Source organism: Streptomyces sparsus (genome assembly GCF_054776295.1).
The window spans coordinates 1-914 of record NZ_BAAHCA010001382.1; the positions used below are offsets into that span (position 1 = coordinate 1).

General features: G+C 75.6%; 1 protein-coding gene. It reads right to left on the reverse strand.

The genetic code is table 11. The features are described from left to right. Nucleotides 1-769 (reverse strand): polysaccharide deacetylase family protein (locus tag ACYVE9_RS28575; protein ID WP_461030786.1); only part of this gene is annotated, 769 nt, incomplete at its 3' end. Between the last annotated feature and the right edge of the window lie 145 nt (nucleotides 770-914).

Genomic DNA, 914 nt, shown 5'->3' on the forward strand with positions numbered 1-914 from the left:
CCGGTGTGAGGGCGTCGGCGGGCAGCGGGCGGCGGCGCAGCGGGTGCAGCCAGCGCTTCAGGTGGAGCCGGGCGGCGGTGTCGGTGTCGCCGACGTGGGCCCTGGGGAGCGCGAGCCTGCCGGTGAGCGGTCCGGGGTCGATGGCGCAGGCGTAGTCGTATCCGGCTGCCCGGACCGCCGCCACCGCCCGGGCGTCCACGGTGCCGTAGGCGTAGCAGAACCCTTCCGCCCAGGTGCCGGTGATGTCCCGGAGTTGCTGCCGGCTGTCGGCGGTCTCCTGTACGAGCGCCCGGTCGTCGGCGGTGGTGAGGTCCAGGTGCAGTACGCCGTGCGAGCCGATCTCCATGCCGGCCCGGGCCGCGGCCCGGATGCCGTCGGCGGTCAGCAGCGGCTTGCGGGGGCCGAGCGGGTCCCATGCGTTGTCCCCGCCGAGCCGGCCGGGCAGCACGAACACGGTGGCCGTGCAGCCGTAGCGGTGCAGCAGCGGTACCGCGTGGTCGAGGAAGTCCTGGTAGCCGTCGTCGAAGGTCAGGCCGACGAGCCCGGCGGCCCGGCCGGCCGCCCTGGCACGCAGCAGCTCGGCCACGCCGACGCCGCGCAGGCCGTGCCGGGCGAGCCAGCCGAGCTGCCGTTCCAGCGTCGCGGGGGTGACGGTGACGTGGTAGGGGTCCTCGGTGTAGTCGGTGACGGAGTGGTACATCAGCACCCAGGGCGCCGGGGTCCTGCCGGAGCGGACGCCGGTGGGGGGTGCGGCCGGTTCAGCGGTCATCACGGATCTTTCGTTTGACGGCGGAGAGCAGCTGGGGCACTTCGGGAGCGCGCACCACGAGGGCGGCGGCGGTGAAGGCGGCCGGCACGAGCAGGCCGCCGGCCGCCGCGGTGAGCAGGGGGTCGTCGAGGAGGGGGGCGGCGGC